Source organism: Limimaricola sp. AA108-03 (assembly GCF_050847355.1).
Classification (GTDB): Bacteria; Pseudomonadota; Alphaproteobacteria; order Rhodobacterales; family Rhodobacteraceae; genus Limimaricola.
On sequence record NZ_CP193755.1, the window covers coordinates 737,673 to 755,389 of the forward strand.

At 69.1% G+C, this 17,717-nt stretch carries 16 protein-coding genes; 8 read left to right on the forward strand and 8 right to left on the reverse strand.

Annotation, left to right across the window (positions count from 1 at the left end; genetic code table 11):
- Positions 1–24 precede the first annotated feature (24 nt).
- The 4 genes from ACRAQ3_RS03690 to ACRAQ3_RS03705 form a co-directional block, all read right to left on the reverse strand.
- Positions 25–1,197, reverse strand: coding sequence for a toxic anion resistance protein (locus tag ACRAQ3_RS03690; protein ID WP_432255720.1), 1,173 nt, complete (start codon positions 1,195–1,197; stop codon positions 25–27).
- A complete protein-coding gene (locus ACRAQ3_RS03695) occupies positions 1,197–2,093 on the reverse strand; it encodes a 5-bromo-4-chloroindolyl phosphate hydrolysis family protein (protein ID WP_432255721.1) in 897 nt (298 codons plus the stop codon). The genes ACRAQ3_RS03690 and ACRAQ3_RS03695 overlap by 1 nt, the downstream gene beginning before the upstream one ends.
- Entirely contained in the window at positions 2,093–2,305 is a 213-nt protein-coding gene (locus ACRAQ3_RS03700; protein WP_269396457.1) for a hypothetical protein, read from the reverse strand. Before ACRAQ3_RS03700 ends, ACRAQ3_RS03695 begins: the two co-directional genes overlap by 1 nt.
- Positions 2,306–2,372: 67 nt before the next feature.
- Positions 2,373–3,437, reverse strand: coding sequence for a pseudouridine synthase (locus tag ACRAQ3_RS03705; protein ID WP_432255722.1), 1,065 nt, complete (start codon positions 3,435–3,437; stop codon positions 2,373–2,375).
- 64 nt (positions 3,438–3,501) lie between these two features.
- Here ACRAQ3_RS03705 and ACRAQ3_RS03710 point away from each other — a divergent pair, with 64 nt between their 5' ends.
- The 8 genes from ACRAQ3_RS03710 to ribD all read left to right on the forward strand — a co-directional run bounded on the left by ACRAQ3_RS03710 (position 3,502) and on the right by ribD (position 12,348).
- On the forward strand, positions 3,502–3,957 hold the full coding sequence (locus ACRAQ3_RS03710) for a nucleoside deaminase (protein ID WP_432255723.1): 456 nt from the start codon (positions 3,502–3,504) through the stop codon (positions 3,955–3,957).
- A gap of 135 nt (positions 3,958–4,092) precedes the next feature.
- Positions 4,093–6,060 (forward strand): DNA primase, encoded by a 1,968-nt coding sequence (gene dnaG / locus ACRAQ3_RS03715; RefSeq protein WP_432255724.1) that lies wholly within the window; start codon positions 4,093–4,095, stop codon positions 6,058–6,060.
- Positions 6,061–6,218: 158 nt separating this feature from the next.
- Positions 6,219–8,210, forward strand: a complete 1,992-nt coding sequence (gene rpoD, locus ACRAQ3_RS03720; protein ID WP_269396461.1) for an RNA polymerase sigma factor RpoD — start codon at positions 6,219–6,221, stop codon at positions 8,208–8,210.
- A gap of 125 nt (positions 8,211–8,335) precedes the next feature.
- Complete coding sequence (gene rmuC / locus ACRAQ3_RS03725; protein WP_432255725.1) at positions 8,336–9,883, forward strand: DNA recombination protein RmuC; 1,548 nt, start codon at positions 8,336–8,338, stop codon at positions 9,881–9,883.
- Between the two features lie 118 nt (positions 9,884–10,001).
- On the forward strand, positions 10,002–10,259 hold the full coding sequence (locus ACRAQ3_RS03730) for a hypothetical protein (RefSeq protein WP_432255726.1): 258 nt from the start codon (positions 10,002–10,004) through the stop codon (positions 10,257–10,259).
- A 3-nt stretch (positions 10,260–10,262) separates the two neighbouring features.
- Positions 10,263–10,679: a secondary thiamine-phosphate synthase enzyme YjbQ gene (locus ACRAQ3_RS03735; protein ID WP_432255727.1), complete on the forward strand. Its 417-nt coding sequence runs from the start codon at positions 10,263–10,265 to the stop codon at positions 10,677–10,679.
- Between the two features lie 113 nt (positions 10,680–10,792).
- On the forward strand, positions 10,793–11,257 hold the full coding sequence (gene nrdR / locus ACRAQ3_RS03740) for a transcriptional regulator NrdR (RefSeq protein WP_085894473.1): 465 nt from the start codon (positions 10,793–10,795) through the stop codon (positions 11,255–11,257).
- Positions 11,254–12,348 carry a bifunctional diaminohydroxyphosphoribosylaminopyrimidine deaminase/5-amino-6-(5-phosphoribosylamino)uracil reductase RibD gene (gene ribD, locus ACRAQ3_RS03745; RefSeq protein ID WP_432255728.1) on the forward strand — a complete coding sequence of 365 codons (1,095 nt, stop codon included), beginning with the start codon at positions 11,254–11,256 and terminating at the stop codon, positions 12,346–12,348. The genes nrdR and ribD overlap by 4 nt, the downstream gene beginning before the upstream one ends.
- A 53-nt stretch (positions 12,349–12,401) precedes the next feature.
- Here ribD and ACRAQ3_RS03750 read toward each other — a convergent pair whose 3' ends face one another.
- The 4 genes from ACRAQ3_RS03750 to ACRAQ3_RS03765 form a co-directional block, all read right to left on the reverse strand.
- Positions 12,402–12,884 (reverse strand): hypothetical protein, encoded by a 483-nt coding sequence (locus ACRAQ3_RS03750; RefSeq protein WP_432255729.1) that lies wholly within the window; start codon positions 12,882–12,884, stop codon positions 12,402–12,404.
- 141 nt (positions 12,885–13,025) lie between these two features.
- On the reverse strand, positions 13,026–15,026 hold the full coding sequence (locus ACRAQ3_RS03755; RefSeq protein ID WP_432255730.1) for a capsular polysaccharide biosynthesis protein: 2,001 nt from the start codon (positions 15,024–15,026) through the stop codon (positions 13,026–13,028).
- Between the two features lie 2 nt (positions 15,027–15,028).
- Positions 15,029–16,162, reverse strand: a complete 1,134-nt coding sequence (locus ACRAQ3_RS03760; protein WP_269396467.1) for a polysaccharide biosynthesis/export family protein — start codon at positions 16,160–16,162, stop codon at positions 15,029–15,031.
- Positions 16,163–16,379: 217 nt separating this feature from the next.
- The gene (locus ACRAQ3_RS03765; RefSeq protein ID WP_269396468.1) at positions 16,380–17,666 is read right to left on the reverse strand and encodes a capsule biosynthesis protein; all 1,287 of its coding nucleotides are present in this window, start codon (positions 17,664–17,666) and stop codon (positions 16,380–16,382) included.
- Positions 17,667–17,717 lie beyond the last annotated feature (51 nt).

Here is a 17,717-nt window from a genome sequence, read left to right on the forward strand (position 1 = left end):
CCGACCGCACGACCATTCCTCGTCCTACCCGCGCGCGCCCGCGCCCGTCGCGGCCCGGCCCCGCGCGGCACCCAGAGCCGATTTCAGCTCGCTCTCCATCCGTCGCAGCTCGGCCTCGGCTTCGGCGCGGCGGCGCTTGCCCTCATCGGCGATGTTCAGGCTCTCGTCGATCGTGGCGATCAGGTCGGCATTGGCCGCCTTCACCGCCTCGATGTCGAACACGCCGCGCTCCATCTCGGTGCGGATCGCCTTGTTGGCCGATCGCAGGTTCTCGGCGTTCGAGCGCAACAGGTCGTTGGTCAGGTCGTTGGCCTCGCGCACCGCGCCAGCCGCCGCCGCGCCGCGCTGGATCGTCACCGCCTGCGCGAGCTGCGTCTCCCATAGCGGCACGGTGTTGACGAGGGTCGAGTTGATCTTGGTGACGAGCGACTTGTCGTTCTCCTGCACCAGCCGGATCGAGGGCAGCGACTGCATCGTCACCTGCCGGGTGAGCTTCAGATCATGCACACGGCGCTCCAGATCGTCGCGCGCGGCGCGCATGTCGCGCAGTTCCTGCGCCGCCATCACCTGCGCCTCTTCGGAGGCGGCTTCCATCCGGGCCTGCTGCGCCGGGATCTCCTTGGCGTCGATCTCCTTCAACCGTGCCTCGCCGGCGGCGATGTAGAGCGCCAGCTCGTCGTAGAAGGCCAGCGTCTTGTCGTAGAGCACGTCGAGGCTCTCGATGTCCTTCATCAGCGCGTGCTCGTGGCGCAGCAACTCGTCGGTGATCCGGTCGATCTGGCCCTGCACCTCGCGGTAGCGCTCGGTGAACTTGGCCAGCGGCTTGGCGCGGCCCATCAGCTTGTCCCAGAGCGAGCGCTTGCGGTTCGGGTCGAGCTCGCCCACGTCGAAACCGCGGATCGTGGCGACGATGTCGCGCAGGCTGTCGCCCGCCGGACCCACATCCTTGTTCTGCACCCCGGCCAGCATCGACTGGCTGATCTGCTGCAGTTCGGCCTGCGCGCCGGAGCCGAAGCGCACGATGGAATTGGTATCGCCCAGATCGATCTCGGTCATCCGGCGGCGGATTTCGGCGCTCTGTTCCGGCGCCGCCGCTTCCAACGTCAGCTCGCCGCTCGGTTCGGGCAGGCGGCTCTGGTTCAGCGTTTCGATCTCGGCCAGGCGGGCTGCCGCCGCGTCGCGGGTCTTGTCGGACATCACTCGTTCCCTTCTTCAGACTTCGCCACAACGCCTTCGCGCGCCAGCCGGTCCCGCAATACCCGGATCTCGATATCCATGTCGGTCCGGTCCGAGAGCAGCATCGTCTCGGTCCGGGCCGCGAAGTTGCGGTCGAGATCCGTCAGGAGCGATTCATACTCGGCCCGGGCGGCGCTGTCGCGGTTGCGGGACCAAAGTTCCGCAAATTTCACCGAAGCATCGCGCGCGCCCATCAGATAGACGCCAAGATAGCGCCGCGCCTGCGTCAGGTCGCGCGGATCGCGCTCCACGGTGCGGATCATCTCCCGCGCCCGGGCCTGAAAGGCGGCGACGCGCTCGTCGAGGCGGCGGTCGCGCAGACCCGCGATCGCCTCGCGCATCTGCGCGAGGTAGCTCTCGGCCTCGTCCACCACCTTCGCCACGCGGTCCTGCTGGTGATCGTCGACGCCCTCGATGCGCTTGTCGGACAGGGGGTCGATGCCGAAGGCCGCGACATGCAGCCCCGCGGCGGCGATGCCGTAGAGCGCCGCGCCGATCACCCCGCCATCGCTGGACCAGGCTGCCAGCGCCACGCCGACGCCGGTCAGCGCGGAGGCCATCATCTTGCGCGGCCAGGCGGGGCGGCGGGCGACCGGACGGGCGCGCCACTCGGCCTCGGCGCGCAGCCCGTCGCGCAGCAGGAACGCGGCCGCGGTGAGCACGCCCGCGCCGAGAAGCCCCGCGACCAGCCCGGCCGGCCCGGCGCCGAGCGAAAACAGCGCCAGAAGGGCCGGGGGCACGAAGAGCAGGTTCACCCGTGCGCCCGCCGGGTCGACGCGCGCGGTATCGCGCGGATCGGGGGCGGCGGGGCCACCCTGCTGTCCGGGGCTGTAGCGCCCGCCGAAGCGCCGCGCCATCAGCCGGCCCCCAGAAGGCCGGTGGCGGTGCCGGCCATCAAGGCCAGCAGCACGAGATAGGCGATGGTACGGAACGGCGCGGGCATGGCGTCCTCCTGTGTGGCTGGCAACGCCGCGCGCCGCTGCGACATGCCGCGCAGCGCCGCGAGGAATTGCGCCCCGGCAAAGACCAGCGCGGAGGCGACAAGGAGCAACAGAATCAATCGCGTCATGGCCGGGCGATCCCTTGGCTAGGCACTTTTGATAATAGGGGGTGCCGCGCGGCTTTTCGAGGGGCGCTCAGCGTTTGGGAAACTTGGCGCCCCTGTTGCCTCCCGGTCCCCCGCGCGTCGGACGGTCGGTTTTCGGCCCGGACCGATCGCCCTTCGGGCTGGGCCGCTGGCTGCCCGGGCCGGGCCGGTCGCCGCCGCCCGGGGTTTTCGCCTCGAACACGCGGCCGGTGCCGCCGGGCCGCTTGGCCGCGTCGGGCGCCGTCCCCTTGGGCGGGCCCGACCGCTTGGCCCCGCTCGCCTGCTTGCGCGCGCCGCCGGGCCCCTTGGGGCCGCCGCCGCGCAGGCCGGGTTTGGCGCCGGTGCTGCCATCGGGGCGGCGGCGCTGCACCTTGGGGCCATCGCTTTCGCCGAGTTGCTCGCGCAGCACCTTGGGACGGATTTCCTCGACCTCGCCGGGCTCGAGATTGCCGATCTGGAACGGGCCGTAGCTGATCCGGATCAACCGGTTCACCGTCACGTCCAGCGCCGCCATGGCGCGGCGGATCTCGCGGTTCTTGCCCTCGCGCAGCCCGATCGTCAGCCAGGCGTTGGCGCCCTGCTGGCGGTCGAAGGTCACCTGCATCGGCTGGTAGTCGACGCCCTCGACCGAGATGCCCTTGCGCAGCCGGTCGAGCTTTTCCTCGCTGACCGAACCGTTGATCCGCACCCGGTAGCGGCGCAGCCAGCCGGTCGAGGGCAGCTCCAGCCGCCGCTTCAGCTCGCCGTCATTGGTAAGTAGCAACAGACCTTCGGAATTGAGGTCGAGCCGGCCCACGCTCATCACGCGCGGCATGTCTTCGGGCAGGTCGTCGAAGACGGTCCTGCGGCCCTTCTCGTCGGAGGCGCTGGTCACCAACCCGGCGGGCTTGTGATAGAGCCAGAGCCGCGCCGGTTCGGGCGCGGCCAGAGGCGCGCCGTCGACGGTGATGCGGTCCTTCGCGGTGACGTTCAGCGCCGGGCTGAAGATCCGCTCGCCGTTCACCTTGACGCGGCCGTCCTCGATCATGCGCTCCGCCTCGCGCCGCGAGGCGACGCCTGCGCGGGAGAGAACCTTGGCGATCCGGTCGCCCTCGGGGGTGTCGTTCTTGTCCATCTTCCCGCCATACCCGCTTGCGCGGTCCCTTGCCAGCGCCGCGCGCGCCGGGGCATCAGGGCGCATGAGGTTTCACTCGCACATGGATCTGGCGCTGGCCGAGGCGCACGCCGCCGCCACGCGCGGCGAGGTGCCCGTGGGGGCCGTGGTGACGGATGCCTCGGGCGCGGTGATCGCACGCGCCGGCAACCGGACCCGCGAGCTGAGCGACCCCACGGCCCATGCCGAAATGCTGGCGATCCGCGCCGCCTGCGCGGCGCTGGGCTCCGAGCGGCTCACGGGCTGCGCGCTCTGGGTGACGCTCGAGCCATGCCCGATGTGCGCCGCGGCCATCTCCTTCGCCCGTATCGCGCGGCTGCATTACGGCGCGGCAGATCCCAAGTCGGGCGGGGTCGCGCAAGGGGCGCGGGTGTTCGCGCATCCGCAATGCCACCACCGGCCCGAAATCTTCGATGGCATCGCGGAGGCGGAAGCCGAGGCGTTGCTGACCCGGTTCTTTGCGGGGCTTCGCAAGGGGTGAGCCGAATACGCGGTGGCGATGTCGCGCCGTGCGCATTTTCGGAGAGATGAACCTGAGGGGCGGGGCGGAAGAATTGATCGGTCACGGGTGGGGCGGGTTCTGGACTTGGCGGCGGCCCGGCCCGATATTGTGGCCATGAGTCTGCCTCCCGGTTTCCTCGACGAATTGCGCACGCGTCTCAGCCTCGGCCAGGTGGTCGGGCGCAAGGTCGCGTGGGACATGAAGAAGTCGAACCAGGGCAAGGGCGACTTCTGGGCGCCATGCCCGTTCCATCAGGAAAAATCGGCGAGCTTCCACGTCGATGACCGCAAGGGCTTCTACTACTGCTTCGGCTGCCACGCGAAGGGCGACGCGATCTCCTTCGTGCGCGAGACCGAGAATGTCGACTTCATCGACGCGGTGAAGATCCTCGCCGCCGAAGCGGGCATGCCGATGCCCGAGCGGGATCCGCAGGCGCAGAAGAAGGCGGATCGCCGCTCCGAGCTTGTCGAGGTGATGGAGCAGGCGGTGCAGTGGTTCCGCATGCAGCTCAAGACCAACGCCGCGAGCGCGGCGCGCGACTACCTCGCCGGGCGCGGCCTCGACCCGGAGGCGCAGGTGCGCTGGGAGCTGGGCTTCGCCCCCGATGACCGTGCCGCGCTGACCCGGGCGCTCAAGGGCAAGGGCATCGCCGAGGAGATGATCGTCGCGGCCGGTCTTGCGGCGAAACCCGAAGGCGGTGGCACGCTCTACGACCGGTTCCGGGGCCGCATCATCTTTCCGATCCGCGACGGGCGCGGCCGCGCCATTGCGCTGGGCGGGCGGGCGATGGACCCGAACGCGCGCGCGAAATACCTCAATTCGCCCGAGACCGAGCTCTTCGACAAGGGCCGCAATCTCTACAACCTTGCGCCCGCGCGCGAGGCCGCCGGCAAGGGCGCGCCGCTCGTGGTGGCCGAGGGCTACATGGACGTCATCGCCCTGTCCGAGGCCGGGTTGAAGGCGGCGGTGGCGCCGCTGGGCACCGCCGTCACCGAAAGCCAGCTGCAGCTGATGTGGCGCGTCCATCCCGAGCCGGTGATCGCGCTTGACGGCGACGCGGCCGGTTTGCGCGCGGCGCGGCGGGTCATCGATCTGGCGCTGCCGTTGATCGGCGCGGGGCACGGCCTGCGATTCGCGCTGATGCCGGAGGGGCTCGACCCCGACGACCTGATCCGCGCCAAGGGCGCGGGGGCGATGCGCGAGATCGTGTCGAACGCGCAGCCGATGGTGCAGCTGCTGTGGCGACGCGAGACCGAGGGGCATGATTTCGACAGCCCCGAACGGCGCGCCGCTCTCGACAAGCGGCTGCGCGACGCGGTGGCGCTGATCCGCGATCCCGACCTGCGCGGCCATTACGAGCAGGAACTGAAGCGGCTGAAATGGGAGCTGTTCAACCCGCGCCGCCAGAACGGTCCGACCCGGATCGACCGCGGCGACAAGGGCGGCTTCTTCAAGCCGGGCCAGCTGCCGCTGGCGCCCAGCCCCTCGGCGCGCGCCTCGGTGCTCGCGACCGGCGGCGCGGTCGAGGACCACCTGCGCGAAGCGGTGATCCTCGCGACGCTGATCGCGACGCCGCAGGTGCTGCACGAGTTCGAACCGGCGCTGGAGCGGATGGACTGCCGCGATCCCGACCACGCGGCGCTGGTGCATGGCATACTCGCCTGCCACCACGAGACCGACCTGCGAGGCGCGCTCGAGGCGCGGCTCGGCGCGGAGGCTCTTGAAACCCTGTTCGCACAACGCCATGTGGCGATCAGCCCGGCGGTCCGGAAGCCCGGCGACCCCGAACTCGCGCGCATGTGCCTGGCCGAGGAACTGGCCAAGCTCGATGCGAGGCGCGGCCATGCGAGGGAACTCGCGGAGGCGGTCGAGGATCTGTCCGGGCTCAGCGACGAAGGGCTGACCTGGCGATTGTCGCGCGCCGCCGAGGCGCTCGACCGCGCCGGACGGGGCGATGGGGAGGATACGACCGAATACGAGTACGGCACCAACGGCGCCCCGATGCGGCGCGACGAGCGGTCTGAATTCGACGCGCTTCTGGGGACCATCGCCTTCGGCAAGGCGGGGCCCAAGGGCAGCTGAATCGTAGCCCGTCGCATCCGATTCGGCGACGGAGGTTGCGCATACATCAAAGAATCGGGCGCAGGGTGGTTGCGAATCGCGACCCTTGAGGGTTGATTCGGACAGTCCGAATCACTGCCCGGCGCTGGACAGGACGTTCACCGAACGAGGAGCCCTTCATGGCCGCGAAAGACACCGACGACCGCAAGGACGATGACCAGGACGGGGCGATGACGCTCGACATGAGCCAGGCGGCGGTCAAGAAGATGATCTCCGAGGCGCGCGAGCGCGGCTACATCACCTACGACCAGCTCAATCAGGTGCTGCCGCCGGATCAGGTTTCCTCGGACCAGATCGAGGACGTCATGTCGATGCTCTCGGAGATGGGCATCCAGGTGACCGAGGCCGAGGAAAGCGAAGAGTCCGAGGATGGCGGCTCGCGCGAGATCGCCACGGTGGGCGGCAATCGCGACGTGGCGCTGGCCGGGGCCGAGGCCGAGAAGCTCGACCGCACCGACGATCCGGTCCGCATGTATCTGCGCGAGATGGGCTCGGTCGAACTGCTGTCGCGCGAGGGCGAGATCGCCATCGCCAAGCGCATCGAGGCCGGTCGCAACACCATGATCGCGGGGCTCTGCGAGAGCCCGCTGACCTTCCAGGCGATCACGATCTGGCGCGACGAGCTTCTGTCCGAGGACATCCTGCTGCGCGACGTGATCGATCTCGAGACCACCTTCTCGGGCCAGATGGGCGAGGAAGAGGGCGACGAGCCCGTGGTCGAGGCCGCCACCGCGACCGGCGGCGAGAAGGCCGAGCGCGGCGGCGACAAGGCCGAATACGACGCGGACGGCAATCCGATCCGCAACAATGACGACGATGACGAGGACGACGAGCAGCACAACATGTCGCTCGCCGCGATGGAGGCCGCGCTGAAGCCGCGCGTGCTCGAGACGCTCGATACCATCGCTGAGAATTTCGACCGCCTCTCTGCGATGCAGGACGCGCGGATGTCCGCGACGCTGAACGAGGATGCGAGCTTCTCCAAGGCCAACGAGGCCGAGTACCAGACGCTGCGCTCCGAGTTGGTCGTGCTGGTGAACTCGCTGCACCTGCACAACAATCGCATCGAGGCGCTGATCGACCAGCTTTACGGCATCAACCGCCGGATCATGTCGATCGACTCGAGCATGGTGAAGCTGGCGGACCAAGCCCGCATCAACCGCCGCGAGTTCATCGACGAGTATCGCGGCGCCGAGCTCGACCCGTCCTGGATGGACCGCATGGCCGAGAAGCCAGGCCGCGGCTGGCAGGCGCTGTTCGAGCGCTCGGCCGGCAAGATCGAGGAACTGCGCGCCGAGATGGCGCAGGTCGGCCAGTATGTCGGCGTCGACATCGGCGAGTTCCGCCGTATCGTTCAGCAGGTCCAGAAGGGTGAGAAGGAAGCCCGGCAGGCCAAGAAGGAGATGGTCGAGGCCAACCTGCGTCTCGTGATCTCGATCGCCAAGAAATACACGAACCGGGGCCTGCAGTTCCTCGATCTGATTCAGGAAGGCAACATCGGCCTGATGAAGGCGGTCGACAAGTTCGAGTATCGCCGCGGCTACAAGTTCTCGACCTACGCGACCTGGTGGATCCGTCAGGCGATCACCCGCTCGATCGCTGATCAGGCGCGCACCATCCGGATCCCGGTGCACATGATCGAGACGATCAACAAGCTGGTCCGCACCGGCCGCCAGATGCTGCACGAGATCGGCCGCGAGCCGACGCCGGAGGAACTGGCCGAGAAGCTGCAGATGCCGCTCGAGAAGGTCCGCAAGGTGATGAAGATCGCCAAGGAGCCGATCTCGCTCGAGACGCCGATCGGTGACGAGGAGGACAGTCAGCTCGGCGACTTCATCGAGGACAAGAATGCGATCCTGCCGCTCGATTCGGCGATTCAGGAGAACCTGAAGGAAACCACGACGCGGGTTCTGGCCTCGCTCACCCCGCGCGAGGAGCGGGTTCTGCGGATGCGCTTCGGCATCGGCATGAACACCGATCACACGCTCGAAGAGGTCGGCCAGCAGTTCAGCGTCACCCGCGAACGTATTCGCCAGATCGAGGCCAAGGCGCTCCGGAAGCTCAAGCATCCGAGCCGGTCGCGCAAGCTGCGCAGCTTCCTCGATCAATAATTTCATTCGATTGGGATCAGAACGGCGGCGGGACAACCCGCCGCCGTTTTTCGTACCTGCAACGCCGGGTTGACGGATCGGGGTCGAACCGTGAACATCGCCGTAGTTCCAGCAAGGATGCCTTCATGCCCTCCGATCCCCTCAGCCTCGTTGCCTTGGGCACTGCCCTCGTTCTGCTGATTGCCCTTGCGGCGACCATCACCGCCCTGAGAGGCGCGCGGTCCACGCTTGCGGGGCTGCGCGGAGAGATGGAGGCGGGGCGGCGCGACGCCGACGAGATCCGCGGCCAGGCCGAGGGGCAGCGCACTCGGCTTGAGGAGCGCGAGCACGAGCTGGCCGCGCTCAAGGACGAGCTGAAGGCGGCGCGGCGCGCCCAGTTCGAGACCGAGGCCGCGCATGGCGAGACCCGCGCCGCCAAGGCGGCGCTGGAGGAAGCCAAGCGGGGGCTGGAGCGGGCGCGCGACGACCTGAAAGGGCAGCTCTCGGGTCTCACCGCTGAAATGCGCGAACTACAGGAACGCCACGCGCAGCTGCAGTCCGACCATGCGACGCTGCAGGCCCGGCGCGCTGGCGAGATCGAGGCCGCAGAGACGCGCATCAAGGAACTCAAGGAACTGCGCGAGGAGATGTCGCGCCGCTTCGAGGAGTTGGCGACGAAAACCCTGCGCCAGACCGGGGAGGATTTCTCCAAGGCCAACACCCGGACGCTCACCGAATTGCTGACCCCGTTCCGCGACCACGTCTCGCGCTTCGAGTCCGAGCTGCGGCAGGTCCACGGCAAGGCCGACGAGGAACGCGCGCGGCTCGGCAAGCAGATCGAGATGCTGACCACCCAGTCCGAGACGATCCGTTCCGAGGCCGCGGCCCTGACCCGTGCGCTCAAGGGCGACAAGCAAAAGCAGGGCGCCTGGGGCGAGATGATCCTCGAACGCATCCTCGAAAGCTCGGGGCTGGAGCGCGACACCCATTACCTCGTGCAGGAAAGCCGCACCGACGAGCAGGGCGCGCGCTGGCGTCCCGACGTGGTGGTGAAGATGCCGCGTGGCAAGAGCCTCGTGATCGACAGCAAGGTGAGCCTCGTGGCCTACGAGGCCGCCGTCAACGCCGAGACCGAGGAGGAGCGGGCCCGGCACCTGCGCGAACACGTGGCCTCCGTGCGCCGCCACATCGATCAGCTCGCCGCCAAGGGCTATCACGCGATGGAGGAGGGGTCGGTCGACTACGTGCTGATGTTCATGCCGATCGAGGGGGCGCTCTCGGCGGCGCTGGCCGAGAGCGGTGACCTGACCGCCTATGCAGTGTCCAAGGGGGTGGGGGTGATGACCCCCTCGACGCTGATGGTGACGCTGCGCACCGTCGATCACATCTGGACCGTAGAGAGGCGCGAGAGCAATGCCGAGGCGATCGCCGACCGGGCGGGCAAGCTCTACGACAAGGTGGCGAACTTCGTCGGCAACATGCAGCAGGTGGGCCGTGCCCTCGAACAGGCCAGCAAGGCGCATGGCGATGCGATGGGGCAGCTTTCGACCGGCAATGGCAACGTTTTGCGACAGATCGAAATGCTGAAATCCATGGGCGCGCGCACCCAGAAGAGCCTCGGCATCGCATTCGACGAGGCCGACGCGGATGATCCGGCGCCGCGCGCCATCGGCGTGCAGGAGCCTGCCGAGTAGCCCCTCGGAGGGCGAGTGTTGCCGCTCGGACACTGGCCTCCAAGGTCATGTGAACTAGTTCGAAACCTTGTCCATGTTCCGGTGTTGGTCAGGCAGGATCGAGATGGGAGACACCGCCATGAACAAGCTGATCGCCATCGCCTTTGCCGCCGCCATCACCATGCCGCTGATGGGCGTCGCCCCGATCCTGTCCTCGGCCGCGGGCTTTGCCGATGTGACCGAGCCGGCCGCGCGCTATGACCTCGACGGCCCGATCGAAATCCCCGTCACCGCCGCCGAGCTCGCGGATTGCCGGGCGACGCTCGAGCAGGTCTTCGTCGGCGCCGAAGGCGGTGCCGCAGGCAGCCCCTCGGTGCGCTGCGTCGTCACCAGCTGAGCCTTGAACACAAGTTTCGTCATCGAGACCCGAGGCCCCGGGCTGACCGAGTTCACCCGGCAGGTGGCCGAATGGATTGCGCAGGATGCGCCGGACGAGGCGCTCCTGACACTTTTCGTGCGGCACACCTCGTGTTCATTGCTCATTCAGGAGAACGCCGATCCCGAGGTACGGACGGATCTGGCCGCCTTCTTTCATCGTCTCGTGCCGCCTTCGGACGATCCGTCGATGGACTATCTGACCCATACCTATGAGGGGCCTGACGACATGCCGGGTCATATCAAGGCGGCGCTCCTGCCCACGAGTTTGCAGATCCCGGTGATCGGCGGGCGCATGGCGCTCGGGACTTGGCAGGGGATCTACCTGTTCGAGCATCGCTCGCGCCCGCATCGTCGCGAGGTCGTGGCACTGCTGCGCTGAAGCGGCTCGCGTCATATGGTGGGTCGCCGCGACCCCTACCCAATCCTTGGGCGCCCCCCTATACTGGCTGTGGACCACGGGCACAGGCCCCCAAGAGACGATGAGGATCCCGGATGCGCTGCCCGTTTTGCGGAAATGTCGACACGCAGGTCAAGGATTCCCGCCCGGCCGAGGATCACGCCGCGATCCGCCGTCGGCGGTTCTGTCCCTCCTGCGGTGGTCGCTTTACTACCTATGAGCGGGTGCAGCTGCGCGACCTCGTGGTGATCAAGTCGAATGGCCGCCGCGAGGAGTTCGACCGCGACAAGCTCGAGCGCTCGATCCGCATCGCGCTTCAAAAGCGCCCGGTGGAGCCCGAGCGCATGGATCAGATGATCTCGGGCATCGTGCGCAGGCTCGAAAGCCTCGGCGACACCGACATTCCGTCTTCCAAGATCGGTGAGATCGTCATGGAGTCGCTCGCGCGGATCGACACCGTGGCCTATGTGCGTTTTGCCAGCGTCTACATGAACTTCCAGGCCGTGGGCGATTTCGACAAGTTCATGTCTGAGCTTCGCCCCAACCCGGCAGAAAAGTGAGCTGCGCACTCGACCGTCGCTTCATGGCGCTGGCGCTGTCGCTGGGTCGGCGCGGGCTGGGCCGGGTCTGGCCCAACCCCAATGTCGGCTGCGTGATCGTCCGCGACGGCCGCATCCTCGGGCGCGGCCGCACCGCGGATGGTGGTCGGCCCCATGCCGAAACGCAGGCGTTGGCGCAGGCCGGCGCGGCGGCGCGTGGGGCCACGGCCTATGTCACGCTGGAGCCCTGCGCCCATCACGGCCAAACGCCGCCCTGCGCCGATGCGCTGGTCGCCGCCGGGCTGGCGCGGGTGGTCGTCGCCGCGCAGGACCCTGATCCGCGCGTCGCAGGGCGCGGCATCGAACGGCTGCGGGCGGCGGGGATCGCGGTCGAGACCGGGTTGATGGAGGGCGAGGCGCGCAGCGATCTGGCCGGGTTCCTGAGCCGGGTCGAGCGCGGCCGCCCCTTCGTGACGCTGAAGCTCGCCACCAGCCTCGACGGGCGCATCGCCACCGGTGCCGGCGAAAGCCGCTGGATCACCGGGCCCGAGGCCCGGGCCCGGGTCCACATGATGCGCGCGCGGCACGACGCGGTGATGGTCGGTGGCGGCACCGCTCGGGCCGACGATCCGATGCTCAACATACGCGGCCTCGGTATCGATCGGCAGCCGGTGCGGGTGGTGCTGTCGCGGCGGCTGGATCTGCCCTTGGACGGGGCGCTGGCGCGCAGCGCGCGCGAGGTGCCGCTCTGGCTCTGCCACGGCCCCGAGGCCGATGCGACGCCGTGGAGAGCGCTGGGGGCCGAAAGCCTGAGCTGCCCCATCTCGGCGAGGCAGCTCGATCCCGCCGCCGTTCTGCAGGCGCTGGGGGCAGCGGGGCTGACGCGGGTGTTCTGCGAAGGTGGTGCCGGCCTCGCGGCATCTCTTCTTGGGGCAGGGCTGGTGGACGAGTTGGTGCTGTTCACCGCCGGCTGCGCGATCGGAGCCGAAGGCACGCCCGCCCTTTCTGCCATGGGGATCGGCGCTCTGGCCGAGGCGCCGCGGCTACGGCTCGCAGGCTTGGACCGTGTGGGCGGCGACGTGATGAGCGTCTGGCGGGCGAGCGGCGGCTGATACGACAACAGCCGCCCCGAAGGGCGGCTGCGACGCATGGGTTCGAATGACGATCAGTTGCCGTCGGACTCATCCGCCTCGTCATCGTCGATTTCGTTCTCTTCGAGATTGCCGAACTCGTCATCCGAGCCGTCGCCCTCGTCTTCCTCGACATCGCCCATGGGCTGCTCGGTCTCGCCGAACTCGTCTTCTTCGATCACGTCCTCGTCGTCGTCATTGTCGCGATCATTGCCGACCCGGCCCCGTTCGAGGATATCGTCGACATCGGATGGCACCTCGTCGGTATCTTCCGAGCCGACACGGGCCTCGTTGCGGGCCTCGATCTCCTGCGGCGTCAGCTGGCCGTCGCCATCGAGGTCGTAGCGCAGCAGCGTCAGCCCGACCTCGCCGAAGGCGTCGGTGAGCTCCGTTTCGCTGAGATAGCCATCCCCGTCGACGTCAACCATTCCGAAGGTCGCCTCCTGCGCCTGCACGCCGGTCGCGGCGAGGCCGCCCGCAAGGGCGATGGCGGTGAGACTCTTGGTCGTGAAGGTCATGCAATGTCCTTTCCGTCTGTCGTTCGGCGACCCGTTACGGGGCCGAGCCGGCGATGTGGCCGGCGCTTCGCGGGGGCAACGGCGCGCCGCATCGCATGTTCCATGGAGCCGGGGCCGTTCGGTGGCATCCCGCCGAACGGCTCAGCGGCGCCAGAGCGGCGCGGCCGTGGCAAAGAGACCTTGCAGCTTCGCGAGAGCCCGCAGCCCGGGACGGCGCGGAGCAAGGCCAGCGGCCAGCCGTTCCAGCGCGAGCTCCGGCGGGCAGGGCCGGCCGCTCAACGGATCGAAGTAGCGCGGCCAGCCGATCAGCGCCGCATGGGCGAGCGCCGTGATGTCGGGCCGCGCCACGCGGCGGGGACAGGGCGGGCCGAGGTCGCGGGTCAGCCCCCAGCCCGCGTAGAACGGCGTGCCGAGGCAGGTCACCTTCACGCCACGCAGCAGCGCCTCGAAGCCGGTGCCCGAGGTGATCGTCCAGACCTCGTCCGCCACGGTGAGCGCGGCAAGAATGTCGGTACCCGCCAGCACCACATCGGCAAGTCGCTCCGCATCCGGTACGGCGCCGGGCCGCAATCCGGCCTCGACGTCTGGATGCGGCTTGTAGAGGATCACGGCGTCGGGATGCGCGGCTCGGACGGCTTCGAGCAGGGCGCGATTGGTTCGGACCCGCGCCGCGCCGAGACGAATCGCCGCGTCGTCCTCGACCTGCCCCGGCACCAGGATGCGGTGGCCGGGCGGCAGCTCGGGCAGCGCCACTCCGGCGAGGTTGTATTTCGACAGACCGGCAGCGATCAGACGCTCCACCAGCCGCGACGCGCGGCGCCGCGCATGATCCGGCAGGGTTGGAGAGGCGGCGATCAGCCTCTCCAGCCGGCTTTCCCGCCTCGGGTCGTAATGCAGGCCGAGATCATCGAGCGCGAGGCTCGCCGGTGGCACCAGCGCCGCGCCAAGGCCTTTCGAGCGTAGCAAGCCGTCCTCGACGCGCATCGCGCCTTCCGGCGCCTCGCGGTCGCCCCAGACCATCAGCCGGCGGTCGCTGTGCTCGGCCTGCCGGGTCGCACGGGATGGGGGATCGGCGAAGATCACCGGCCGGACGGTGCCGAAGCCCGCCTGCAGGTGCCGCCGCTTCCACAACCGCATGCCCGCAGCCACCCATCCGGCCCGGTCTTCGCGCCAGGCGCGGGTGTCGGCCTCGATGGCGTCCAGCGCCTCCTCGAAGCTGCAGGCCCGGTCGCGGAGCGGGTCGTGCCAATGCGGATAGAGGATCATCGCGGCGGCAAAGAGCTGGGCGCGGGTCAGCCGCCTCTGCCGGCGCCAGACCGGGTCGCGATCCTCGCTGAGCGCCCAACCGGCATAGAAGGGCTGACCATGCACCACCGGGCGATGCCCGGCGAGGATCGCCTCGAAGCCCATCTGCGAGGAAAAGACATGCACCGCGATCGCACCGTCGAGCAGCCGCCATGGCGAGACCGGTGCATCGCAGAACGACATGCCGGGGCCGAGATCGTCTGGCCGGAAATGCCCGGCCCGGAAGCCCTGCTGGGTCTCGGGATGGGTCTTGATGACGATCCGGGCACCGGGATGCGCCTCGCGCGCCTCGAACAGCATCTCGAGAAACCGGTTGCGGTCGCCGCGGCTGGCGCGCACCGCGGCATCCCCCGCTGTCTGATCGATCACCAGCACGTATCCCGGTGCGGGCACCGGGGCTTCGGGGTCGAAGCCCGTGTATTTCGACAGTTCGGCCTCGCGCAGCCGGGCGATGCCGTCGCGGGCCCGGTCGAGCAGCGCCGTGTCGTCGAGCGGGTGGGTGGCGAGCAGGCTTTCGAGGTCAGAGACCGTGGCCGGATCGAAATGCGTGCCGCCGTGATCGATCAGCAGCCCCAGCGGCGGGCCCCCGGCGCGGCCCGGTCGGACCGAACGCAAGAAGGCGTCCTCGATCCGTACGAGCTGCGCACCGCGCCGTTGGGCCAGGGCTTCGCCGCGCCATGCGGTCGGGCTCTGGCCCCAGACGCCGACGAGGTCCCCGGCATTCGGCAGGCCTGGCCGCGGCGCGTAGCCGGCGGCGCGCAGGCGCCGGCGCATCGGCCGCCGCAGCAGCCCGCCATTGCAGACGAAGAGCGGGCGCGGTCCCGGCGCGCCGCTCAAGGTCAGTTCACGGCGCTGACGGCTTCGCGGGACGAGGTCAGCGTGCCGGTCAGCCCGCCGATCACCCGGCCGAACTCGACGATCGGCGCCTCGGTGACATAGACCGTGTCGTCGTCGCGGATCGCGAAGTCGCGGGCCATGAACATGCCGTTGGGCTTGGTCAGGTCGAGCACGTAGACCACGCGCTGCGTGCCGACGAGATCGGGAATGCCGGTGATCTGGCTGGCGATCACCGCCGGCTCGTTGCGGAACACGAAGACGCCGGTGGGATCGGCCAGCGTCGGGTTGAGGCCGCCGACCCGGGCAATCGCCTCGATCGCCGAGATGTTGCGGCTCTCGAAGGGCACGAGATCCTGCGTGCCGGTGGCGCCCAGCGCCGTGAAATCGCGGGTGTCGGCTTCGACGAGGATCCGGTCGCCGGCGCGCAGCGCGATGTCGGCGCGCGGGTGCTCGTAAAGGTCCTGGAACCAGACCTCGCCGGTCGTGGAGCCGCGCGTCACCGTGACCTGCGCCACTTCGGGACGCACCGTGACGCCGCCCGCCGAGGCCAGCATCGCCGAGAGCGTGCGGGTCGGGCGTTCGATCGGGTAGACGCCCTGCGCGCCGACATCGCCCACCACCGAGACGGTCGAGCCGTCACCGGCGAGGCGGCGCACCTGCACCTGCGGATCGGGCGTCTGCGCCTCGAGCTTTTCGCTGATGATCCGGCGGATCGCCTCGGGCGTGTTGCCCGCCGCGCGGATCCTGCCGGCATAGGGCACGAAGATGAAGCCCGAGCCGTCGACCTGCACCTCTTCGAGGACGGTGGCGTTCTGGCCCGTCGGCACCAGAAGCCCGTCATCGACGTTTTCCCAGATCGTCAGCCCGAGCACGTCGCCGGGTTGGATCGTGTCGGAGCCCAGCAGCCCGGCACTTTCGAAGGCGGCGGCAAAGCCCAGCGCCGGGGTGACGCCGGCGATCCGGTTCACCCGGTCGTCCACCGCGACCACGAAGGCGTCGCCCTCGCGCAGCACCGAGCCCGCGAAGATCTCGCGCTTGTTGGGGCCGGAGCGCGGGGTGAGCCCGCAGCCGGCGACGAGGGCGAGCGCGGCCGCAAGGGCCGCGCCGCGTGCGAGGCGGTGGGTAAGGGGTGTCACTGCGCGGTCTCCTCGACCTGTTCCTGTCTGCCTGCGGCCCCTCGCCGGGACCGGTCTGCCTGCGACCCGTTGTGGCCCGGGCCTGCCATTGTAATTGTTGGGCAGAATCTGCCCGTTGCGGGCAAGGCTAGCGCGCGACACGGGCCATGACCAGTTGTCGCGCGTCAGCAGCCGGGAGCATCCGGGGGCGGTGTGGCCTGCGAGACGCGCCCGAGGGTCAGGGCAAGGCGCGCAGCGGTTGACGCGGTGCGGCGCGGCCTGCGCGCAGCGCGTCATAGGGGTCCTCGGCCGCGAGCATCATGTCGGCCACCTGCCGCAACAGCCGCCTGCGCCCGCCCGAGGAGTAGAAGCCGCCCGAGACCTGGCTCGTCTCCAGCAGGAAGCGCCGGTAGTCTCGATAGGCGCGTCGATCCGGGCGTACCGGCTGTGCGAAGAACTCGGCCAGTGGCTGGGTCGAGGCGAGGTCGGGCTTGGAGTAGACCGCGCGACCGAAGGCCTTGAGCGGGATGCCACGCCACAGCACCTGCTGCGCGGCCGTGGAATTGACCGTGACGGCGGTGCGCGCCGCATCCAGAAGCCGCGCCAGCTTGCCGCCGCGCAGGTAGTGAACCCTCCCGTCGACACCGTGGACACGGGCGAGATCGCGGATGATCCGCCGGAGCGGGGCTTGACCGTTCTCGAGCGGATGCGCCTTGAAGACGAGGTGGTGGTGACGCGGCGCGCCCTTGGCAAAGCCCTCGATCACCAATTCGAGGAACTCGGACATCCGGGTGAAGGGCGAGTGCGCCCGAAAGCTGGCATCGTGTTCGAGCTGCAGCAGCGCGAGGTGATAGGGGTAGCCGCCATGGCGAATCCGCGCCGTCGCGAGGATCCGGTCGAGCGCGAGGAAGGGCATCAGCAGCAGCCGCGTCGTGTAGAGCCGCGCCTCGGTCGCGAGCGGCAACTCGCGATGCGCGCGAAATCCCGCATAGGCGTGATTCCGAAACAGCACGAACCAGTGGTAGAGCGCGCCATAGAACACATGCTGGCGCATGTCGCCCCAATGGGCAGGCGCCTCCGTGATCTCGGGGTCCGAGCGCTCCAGCGCCGCCCGCATCTCGTCTATGCCGATCTCCATCAGCCGCGAATGGCCGTTGGTGCCGCCCCGCTCGTAGGTGACCCACCAAGGGCGCAGATAGCCCTCCTCGAAGACGTGCACGGTCAGCCCGCGCGCCCGTGCCGCCGCGACGGCGGCGGCATGGACCGGCCGCGTGTCGCCATACAGCACGATGTCGGTGATGCCGTGCTTATCGACCAGCGCCTCGAAGGCGTCGGGCCAGTCATCGGCATTGCCGCGATAGGGGATGTAGCTGGCCCGGTCGTGCCAGAAGGCCGCGTCGCCGGCGTTGAAGCCGACACGCCAGGTCGTGGCGCCGGCCGCGCGCAGCATCCGGGCAAGCCTATGGAAGAAGGGGCCGTGCGGGCCCTGCAGGAACAAGAAGCGTCTCTTGGCGGGATCGGTCATGTTGCGGACCATGTTGACGTACGATCCCTTTCGTTTCGCATCGGCTCCGGG

Excerpts from the sequence above, each read along its gene's own strand:
- ACRAQ3_RS03690 (WP_432255720.1), bottom strand. The coding sequence starts at position 1,197 with ATGTCCGACAAGACCCGCGACGCGGCGGCAGCCCGCCTGGCCGAGATC.
- ACRAQ3_RS03695 (WP_432255721.1), bottom strand. The coding sequence starts at position 2,093 with ATGGCGCGGCGCTTCGGCGGGCGCTACAGCCCCGGACAGCAGGGTGGC.
- ACRAQ3_RS03700 (WP_269396457.1), bottom strand. The coding sequence starts at position 2,305 with ATGACGCGATTGATTCTGTTGCTCCTTGTCGCCTCCGCGCTGGTCTTT.
- ACRAQ3_RS03705 (WP_432255722.1), bottom strand. The coding sequence starts at position 3,437 with ATGGACAAGAACGACACCCCCGAGGGCGACCGGATCGCCAAGGTTCTC.
- ACRAQ3_RS03710 (WP_432255723.1), top strand. The coding sequence starts at position 3,502 with ATGAGGTTTCACTCGCACATGGATCTGGCGCTGGCCGAGGCGCACGCC.
- dnaG (WP_432255724.1), top strand. The coding sequence starts at position 4,093 with ATGAGTCTGCCTCCCGGTTTCCTCGACGAATTGCGCACGCGTCTCAGC.
- rpoD (WP_269396461.1), top strand. The coding sequence starts at position 6,219 with ATGGCCGCGAAAGACACCGACGACCGCAAGGACGATGACCAGGACGGG.
- rmuC (WP_432255725.1), top strand. The coding sequence starts at position 8,336 with ATGCCCTCCGATCCCCTCAGCCTCGTTGCCTTGGGCACTGCCCTCGTT.
- ACRAQ3_RS03730 (WP_432255726.1), top strand. The coding sequence starts at position 10,002 with ATGAACAAGCTGATCGCCATCGCCTTTGCCGCCGCCATCACCATGCCG.
- nrdR (WP_085894473.1), top strand. The coding sequence starts at position 10,793 with ATGCGCTGCCCGTTTTGCGGAAATGTCGACACGCAGGTCAAGGATTCC.
- ACRAQ3_RS03750 (WP_432255729.1), bottom strand. The coding sequence starts at position 12,884 with ATGACCTTCACGACCAAGAGTCTCACCGCCATCGCCCTTGCGGGCGGC.
- ACRAQ3_RS03765 (WP_269396468.1), bottom strand. The coding sequence starts at position 17,666 with ATGACCGATCCCGCCAAGAGACGCTTCTTGTTCCTGCAGGGCCCGCAC.